We start from the raw sequence: 7,230 nt of genomic DNA on the forward strand, positions 1-7,230 counted from the left end.
GATCAGCCGGGCCAGGTCGGCGCGGTCGACCATCGAGAGCCGGGTGCGGCCGCCCTCCCAGCGGACCGGCACCCGGCGGACCAGCTCCGCCAGCGCGGGCACCACCCAGCGGTCCCCGGTGCCGGTCACCAGTCCGGGGCGCAGCACGCACCCGCCGGCCGCCAGCGCGTGGCGCTCGCCGAGCAGCCGGGTGCGGCTGGCCTCGGACACCGGGGCGGGCGGCATCTCGTCCACCTCGATGCCCTGGTGCGGGCCCTCGCCGTAGACCGCGGCCGTGGAGAGGTGGACGATCCGCCGCACCCCGGCGCGGGTGGCGGCCGCCATCAGGGCGGCGGTGCCCCGGTCGTTGACCGCCTCGCACTCCTCGGCTCCGCCGTCGACCCGGGAGGCGAGGTGCACCAGTGCCCCGGCGCCCGTACAGAGCTCCGTGAGCGCCGCCGGGTCGGCCAGGTCGCCCGGGACCCAGGCGGGGCCCGGTACGGCCTCCTGGGGCGGTGTGCGGGCCAGGGCGCGTACCCGGACGCCGCGCGCGGCGAGGGCCGCGAGCACGCCGGAGCCGATGAAGCCGGTCGCCCCGGTCAGCGCGACCGTGGTGGGCGCCGCGGGGCCGTGTTCCGTCGCCATCTCCGAGCCTCCCTGTCGAATCCCCGAGCCCTCGGACTCCGAGCCCCCGAGCCTCCCCGCCGACCGGCCGGTCAGTCTAGCCAGGAGGCGCTCCGGTGGGGAGACACCCGTACGGAGGGGGTGGGGGGATGGCCCGGGGTAAGGCCCACCTAGGCTGTATGTCAAGCAAAACGGGCGAACCGGACCCGTATTTTGGACCACGAGGACGGAAAGCAGGACCCGCCGATGGGCGACGGAATGTCAGGAATGCACCACCACGGCGGGATGACCCAACTAGGCCCGTTCAGCTTGTCCAACGTCTGGACCTGGTCCCCCGACTGGGTGTTCCTGCTCGGCGGACTGGTCCTCCTGGGGCTGTACGCGGCGGGCGTGGTGCGGCTGTACCGGCGCGGCGACCGCTGGCCGATCGGCCGGGCGGTCGGCTGGGCGGCGGGTGTCGCCACCATGCTGCTGGTCACCTGCACCGGGCTGAACGACTACGGCATGGTGCTGTTCAGCGCGCACATGATCCAGCACATGGTGCTCTCCATGCTGACGCCGATCCTGCTGCTGCTGGGCGCCCCGATCACGCTGGCGCTGCGCGCCCTGCGCCCGGCCGGCAAGGGCCGTCCGCGCGGGCCGCGCGAGCTGCTGGTGGCGCTGCTGCACAGCCGGTACATGCGAATCGTCTCGCACGCGGCGTTCACCATCCCGATGTTCATCGCGAGCCTGTACGGGGTCTACTTCACCCCGCTGTTCGACTTCCTGATGCAGTACCGCCTCGGGCACATCTTCATGATGGTGCACTTCCTGCTCACCGGTCTGGCCTTCTTCTGGCCGATCATGGGCGTGGACCCGGGCCCGCACCGCCCGGGCCACGTGATGCGGATCATCGAGCTGTTCATGGGGATGCCGTTCCACGCCTTCTTCGGCGTGGCGGTGATGATGGCGGGCCACCCGCTGGTCACCACCTTCACCGTGGAGGGCGCACCACCGGGGACCAACCTGCTGGAGGACCAGAAGCTGGCCGGCGGCATCACCTGGGCGTTCGGCGAGATCCCGACCGCGATCGTGCTGATCGCGCTGGTCTACCAGTGGATGGGCTCGGAACAGCGGCAGGCCCGCCGCCGCGACCGCTCCGAGGAGCGCACCGGCGACGCCGAGCTGGAGGCGTACAACGCCTACCTGGCCTCGCTGCACAAGCGCGACCGGCGCCCCGGCTCGGCTCCGGCCGCCCCGGCCGCCCCGGTGGCGGGCGCCACCCCGGCGGCCGAGGCCGGCTGAGGCCACCCCACCACTCACCGCGGAACGACCGTTCCCGGGAACCCCCGTTCCGCCTCCGGAACGGGGGTTCCGCCGTTCCGGGAGCGCCCCGGAACGGTCGTTCCGCCGCAGGCGTTCGAACGTATATGCACGTCCTGCTGTTCGTCGCCGTCCTGCTCTGCGGGTCCGTCCCGCTCTGGCTGCTCGGCTTCCTCGGCCTGGCGCTGTACCACCGCCGCCGGCCCGTGCCGGCCGGCTCCGACTACCTGGTGGTCCTGGGCGCCGCGCTGGAGGGCTGCGAGCCCGGGCCCCCGCTGGCGGCCCGGCTGGACGCCGCGCTGGAACGTTTCGCCGCCGAGGAGGCCGCCGGGTACGCCCCCCTGGTCGTGGTGACCGGCGGGAAGGGCCCGCACGAGGACTGCACCGAGGCCGCCGCGATGGCCCGCTACCTGGTCGCCCGGGGCGTCCCTGCCGAGCGGATCCGGCGCGAGGAGCGGGCCGTGAACACCGCCGAGAACCTGCGTTTCAGCGCCGCCCTGATGGCCGCCGAGCGCCCCGGCTACCGCTGCACGGTGGTCACCAACGGCTTCCACACCGTCCGCTCCGCCCTCGCCGCCCGCCGGGCCGGCGCCCCCGCCGCCGTGCTCGGCGCGGACGGCCCGCTGGCGCACGGCCCGTACCTCCTGCTGCGCGAGGCCGTCGGCACCGCCCTCGCCCTGTGGCGCCCGCACGGGGCCGCCCTGCTCCTGGTGGTGGCGGCGGCCGGGGCCGGGGCGCCGCTCGGACTGTCCTGAGGACGGTCCCGGGGCAGCGCGGTCCCGGAGCAGAGCGGTCCTGGGGCACAGCGGCCCAGGTGCCGGGCTCTGGATCGTGTCGTACCCCTCCGCCAGGATGGAGGCGGAGCCGAGTGCGGAGGGGGCACGAGCGTGTCCAAGTGGAGCACGTTGCAGCGGGCCTGCGTCCTGGTGGCCCTGGCGGCCGCCCTGGTCGCGGCGGTGGTGGGCGGGCTGGCCGCCTGGCAGTGGGTGTTCGACGACCCGGGGTGGTTGTCCTGGCACGGGTGGGTGTTCGGGGCCTCCCTGCTGGCGGGCGCGGCGGCCTCGGGACCGTTCCTGCGGTACGAGGTCTCCCCCGGCGCGGTCGTCGGCATCGGCCTGTTCCTGCTCGTGCCGCCGCTGGTCGGCGTCCTGATGGCGGCGTCCGCCACGGACGACATCCAGAGCTGGATGCGCACCGACAAGGCGGTGACGGCCACCCTGAGCGGCTGCCACGTCTCCGGTTCGGAGACCCTGGAGAGCGACCGCGGCCCGATCGGCTCGATCGACGTCTACAGCTGCACCTACCGCTGGACGGCGGCCGGGCAGGACTGGGAGCAGGTCCGCCGCTCCCGCGACGGCGACCACCCGGACGGCCATCGGGAGCAGGTGTGGGCGGACGGTTCGACCGGCGAGGTGGCCGAGCACCGGCCGGTCAGGATCGGCATGGGCATCCTGGTCGCGCTCGCCTGTCTGGTCGGCACCGTGCTGGTGTGGGGCGGCCAGGCGCTCCTGCTGCACGAGACCGGCCTGCTCGGCCGCCGGCGGCCGGCCGACGCCTGAGCACGGAGGAGGCCCCCGGGCTGGTCCGTACGGACCAGCCCGGGGGCCTCCGGTGCCTCAACTCGCCTGGATTCAGCCGAGGTTGGCGAGCGCCTCGTTGAAGGTCTTCGACGGGCGCATCACGGCGGCGGCCTTGGCCGGGTCCGGCTGGTAGTAGCCGCCGAGGTCGACCGGCGAGCCCTGGACGGCGATCAGCTCGTCCACGATGGCCGACTCCTGCTCGGTCAGCGTCGCGGCCAGGCCGGCGAAGGCCTGGGCCAGCTCGGCGTCGTCGGTCTGCTTGGCCAGCTCCTGGGCCCAGTAGGTGGCCAGGTAGAAGTGGCTGCCGCGGTTGTCGATGCCACCGAGGCGGCGGCTCGGCGACTTGTCCTCGTTGAGGAAGGTGCCGGTGGCGCGGTCCAGGGTGTCGGCCAGCACCTGGGCGCGGGCGTTGTCCGTGGTGGTGGCCAGGTGCTCGAAGCTGGCGGCCAGCGCGAAGAACTCGCCCAGGCTGTCCCAGCGCAGGTAGTTCTCCTTGACCAGCTGCTGGACGTGCTTCGGGGCGGAGCCGCCGGCGCCGGTCTCGAACAGGCCGCCGCCCGCCATCAGCGGGACGACCGACAGCATCTTGGCGCTGGTGCCCAGCTCCAGGATCGGGAACAGGTCGGTCAGGTAGTCACGCAGCACGTTGCCGGTCACCGAGATGGTGTCCTCGCCGCGGCGGATGCGCTCCAGCGAGAACGTGGTGGCGTCGACCGGGGACTTGATCTCGATCTGCAGGCCGGTGGTGTCGTGCTCCGGCAGGTACTTCTTGACCTTCTCGATCAGCACCGCGTCGTGGGCGCGGTTCTCGTCCAGCCAGAACACCGCCGGGACGCCGGTGGCGCGGGCGCGGGTGACGGCCAGCTTGACCCAGTCCTGGATCGGCAGGTCCTTGGTCTGGCAGGCGCGGAAGATGTCGCCCGGCTGGACGGCCTGCTCCAGCACCACGTTGCCCTCGGCGTCCACCAGGCGGACGGTGCCCGCGGCGGCGATCTCGAAGGTCTTGTCGTGCGAGCCGTACTCCTCGGCCTTCTGGGCCATCAGGCCGACGTTCGGCACCGAGCCGATGGTCGCCGGGTCCAGGGCGCCGTGGGCGCGGCAGTCGTCGATGACGGCCTGGTACACGCCGGAGTAGCTGCTGTCCGGCAGCACGGCGAGGGTGTCGGCCTCCTTGCCGTCCGGGCCCCACATGTGGCCGGAGGTGCGGATCATGGCCGGCATCGAGGCGTCGACGATGACGTCGCTCGGCACGTGCAGGTTGGTGATGCCCTTGTCGGAGTCGACCATGGCCAGGGCCGGACCCTCGGCCAGCTCGGCCTCGAAGGAGGCCTTGATCTCGGCGCCCAGGTGCGGCACGTTGTCGAGGCCGGCCAGGATGCCGCCGAGGCCGTTGTTCGGGTTCAGACCGGCGGCGACGAGCACCTCGCCGTACTTCGCGAAGGTCTTCGGGAAGAAGGCGCGGACCACGTGGCCGAAGATGATCGGGTCGGAGACCTTCATCATGGTGGCCTTGAGGTGCACCGAGAACAGCACGCCCTCGGCCTTGGCCCGGGCGATCTGCGCGGCCAGGAACTCGTTCAGGGCGGCGACGTGCAGCACCGAGGCGTCGACGACCTCGCCCGCCAGCACCGGCACCTTCTCGCGCAGCACGGTGGTGGTGCCGTCCTCGCCGAGCAGCTCGATGCGCAGCGCACCGTCACCGGCGATCACGGCGGACTTCTCGGTCGACCGGAAGTCGTTCTCACCCATGGTGGCGACGTTGGTCTTGGAGTCGGCCGTCCAGGCACCCATGCGGTGCGGGTGGGTCTTGGCGTAGTTCTTGACCGACTGCGGGGCGCGGCGGTCCGAGTTGCCCTCGCGCAGGACCGGGTTGACGGCGCTGCCCTTGACCTTGTCGTAGCGGGCGCGGACGTCCTTGTCCTCGTCGGTCTGCGGGTCGTCCGGGTAGTCCGGCAGGGCGTAGCCCTGGGCCTGGAGCTCGGCGACGGCGGCCTTGAGCTGCGGCACCGAGGCCGAGATGTTCGGCAGCTTGATGATGTTGGCGTCCGGGGTCTTGGCCAGCTCACCCAGCTCGGCCAGCGCGTCGCCGATCCGCTGCGCCTCGGTCAGACGCTCCGGGAAGCTCGCGATGATCCGCCCGGCCAGGGAGATGTCGCGGGTCTCCACGCGCACACCCGCGGTCGAGGCGTACGCCTGCACCACGGGCAGGAACGAGTAGGTCGCCAGGGCCGGAGCCTCGTCGGTGTGCGTATAGATGATGGTCGAGTCAGTCATCGGTACTCCGCTTCACGTCTCCAACGTCTTGACGTCAAGATATCTCGTCACGGGCCTCCGACTCCACCTCCCCCCGTTTCCGGGCGCGCACCGGCCCGGCCGGCGGGCGCCCCGGCCCTCCCGGAGGGGCGTTCCGACGGGCGGCGTGGAGGACGGAACGGAGGTCGTGACGGGGGACGGGTTCCACGGTCGTCCGGGTCGGGGCGCTCGGCAAGCGGAGCGCCCGACCAGTGGTTTGGTCCACTCGGGTGAGCCGAACGTCAGGAGTGCGTCAACGCACGACCGCATTCGGTCAACGGAGCGTCAGGACCGGAGCCTCCCGGGCCGGGTCGACCTAGCGTCGAGGCAGTAGTTCCGGCAGGCACCACCACCCCACTCGGGAGCATTCGCATGGCCCGCGCCGTCTGGCACGTTCCGGTCACCGTCTCCGGCACCGGAAGCACCACCGCACTCCGCCTGTTCCGCCTGCGCGACGGCCGCCGCTGTGCGGTCGGATTCTCCAGCCCCGAGGCCCTCGCCGCCCTCCTCGGGCCCGACCAGGCCCGCACCGAGCTCGGCGAGCCCGCCCTCCGCGACCTCACCGCCCCGCTCGGGATCGACACCCTGGTACTGGACCCGCGGCTGGTCGCCCCCTCGGTCACGGCCCCCTCCGCCGCCACTCCCTCCGCCACGACCCCGTCCAGGACCGCCCCGCCCGGCCGCGCCCCCGTCGCGGCGCCCTCCGCCCCGGCCCCGACCGTCCAGTTCCAGCACCGGTGACCGCCCCGCTCCGGCTCGTCCCGGACGAGCCGGACCCGGCGGGGCGGGCCCGCCCGGCCCGGGCGCTGCACGCGATCGCCCGGATCAGCCACGGCCCCGTCCCGCTCGACTTCGACCGCCTCGCGGCGGAGTTCCCCGCCGTCCAGAGCGGCCTGGCCCTGGCCGGCGAGGCCGACCTCGAACTGCGCCTCGCCTGCACCGGCCCCGAGGAGTTACGGACGATCTCCACCGCGCTGTACCGCGCGGGCGCCGCCAAGGTGCGCGTCGACCTCGTCCTGCGCGCCCTCACCCCGGCCCCGGTCACCCTGCGCCCGGTGCCCTGACCGACCCCGTACGGGCCTCGCGCCGCGCTCCCCTGCCCGGGAGCGGGGCGCGGGGCCCGTACGGCGCTCACTCCTCCCCGGGCCGCGGGTTCGGGTTGACCGCCTGGCCGTCGATGGGCTCGCCCCAGGCGTCCTCGCCGTCCGCGTCGACGCAGTAGCCGCTGCCCTCGACGTGCCCGCCCGCGCTCCGGCACTGGTCGGCGGTGACGTCCCGGCGCCCGGTCGCCGCCGCCGGTCCGGCGGCGGCCACGGTCCCGGCCGCGGTGAGCAGGAGGAGCAGGAGGGCGGAGGCGGTCGCGGCGGCCACCCGGGCCGGCAGTGAGCTGTTCATGCGGACCACGACAGCACGCCACCGGACCCCGGGCGACCACAGGACGCCCGCCCGGGTG

8 protein-coding genes are annotated in these 7,230 nt (G+C 73.6%); 5 read left to right on the forward strand and 3 right to left on the reverse strand.

Annotated elements, in window-relative coordinates; translation table 11 throughout:
• Window positions 1-624, reverse strand: a 624-nt coding sequence (locus AE652_RS30725) for an NAD(P)-dependent oxidoreductase (protein ID WP_049657419.1), incomplete at its 3' end; no start/stop codon positions are given.
• Window positions 625-870: 246 nt separating this feature from the next.
• On the opposite strand from AE652_RS30725, the gene AE652_RS30730 reads away from it, so the two are divergent.
• The 3 genes from AE652_RS30730 to AE652_RS30740 all read left to right on the forward strand — a co-directional run bounded on the left by AE652_RS30730 (window position 871) and on the right by AE652_RS30740 (window position 3,464).
• Window positions 871-1,887 (forward strand): cytochrome c oxidase assembly protein, encoded by a 1,017-nt coding sequence (locus AE652_RS30730; RefSeq protein WP_082346077.1) that lies wholly within the window; start codon window positions 871-873, stop codon window positions 1,885-1,887.
• Between the two features lie 125 nt (window positions 1,888-2,012).
• Window positions 2,013-2,660 carry a YdcF family protein gene (locus AE652_RS43225; RefSeq protein ID WP_053112342.1) on the forward strand — a complete coding sequence of 216 codons (648 nt, stop codon included), beginning with the start codon at window positions 2,013-2,015 and terminating at the stop codon, window positions 2,658-2,660.
• A gap of 132 nt (window positions 2,661-2,792) precedes the next feature.
• The gene (locus AE652_RS30740) at window positions 2,793-3,464 is read left to right on the forward strand and encodes a hypothetical protein (protein ID WP_049657422.1); all 672 of its coding nucleotides are present in this window, start codon (window positions 2,793-2,795) and stop codon (window positions 3,462-3,464) included.
• 72 nt (window positions 3,465-3,536) lie between these two features.
• Here AE652_RS30740 and AE652_RS30745 read toward each other — a convergent pair whose 3' ends face one another.
• Window positions 3,537-5,759, reverse strand: coding sequence for an NADP-dependent isocitrate dehydrogenase (locus tag AE652_RS30745; RefSeq protein ID WP_049657424.1), 2,223 nt, complete (start codon window positions 5,757-5,759; stop codon window positions 3,537-3,539).
• A 390-nt stretch (window positions 5,760-6,149) separates the two neighbouring features.
• Here AE652_RS30745 and AE652_RS46720 point away from each other — a divergent pair, with 390 nt between their 5' ends.
• Complete coding sequence (locus tag AE652_RS46720) at window positions 6,150-6,518, forward strand: SAV_915 family protein (protein WP_049657425.1); 369 nt, start codon at window positions 6,150-6,152, stop codon at window positions 6,516-6,518.
• Window positions 6,515-6,841 (forward strand): hypothetical protein, encoded by a 327-nt coding sequence (locus tag AE652_RS30755; protein WP_049657428.1) that lies wholly within the window; start codon window positions 6,515-6,517, stop codon window positions 6,839-6,841. The genes AE652_RS46720 and AE652_RS30755 overlap by 4 nt, the downstream gene beginning before the upstream one ends.
• Before the next feature lie 67 nt (window positions 6,842-6,908).
• On the opposite strand, the gene AE652_RS30760 is transcribed toward AE652_RS30755, so the two are convergent.
• The coding region (locus AE652_RS30760; protein ID WP_369808345.1) for a hypothetical protein at window positions 6,909-7,230 on the reverse strand (322 nt) is incomplete at its 5' end.

The organism is Kitasatospora sp. MY 5-36 (genome assembly GCF_001182915.1).
Classification (GTDB): Bacteria; Actinomycetota; Actinomycetes; order Streptomycetales; family Streptomycetaceae; genus Kitasatospora.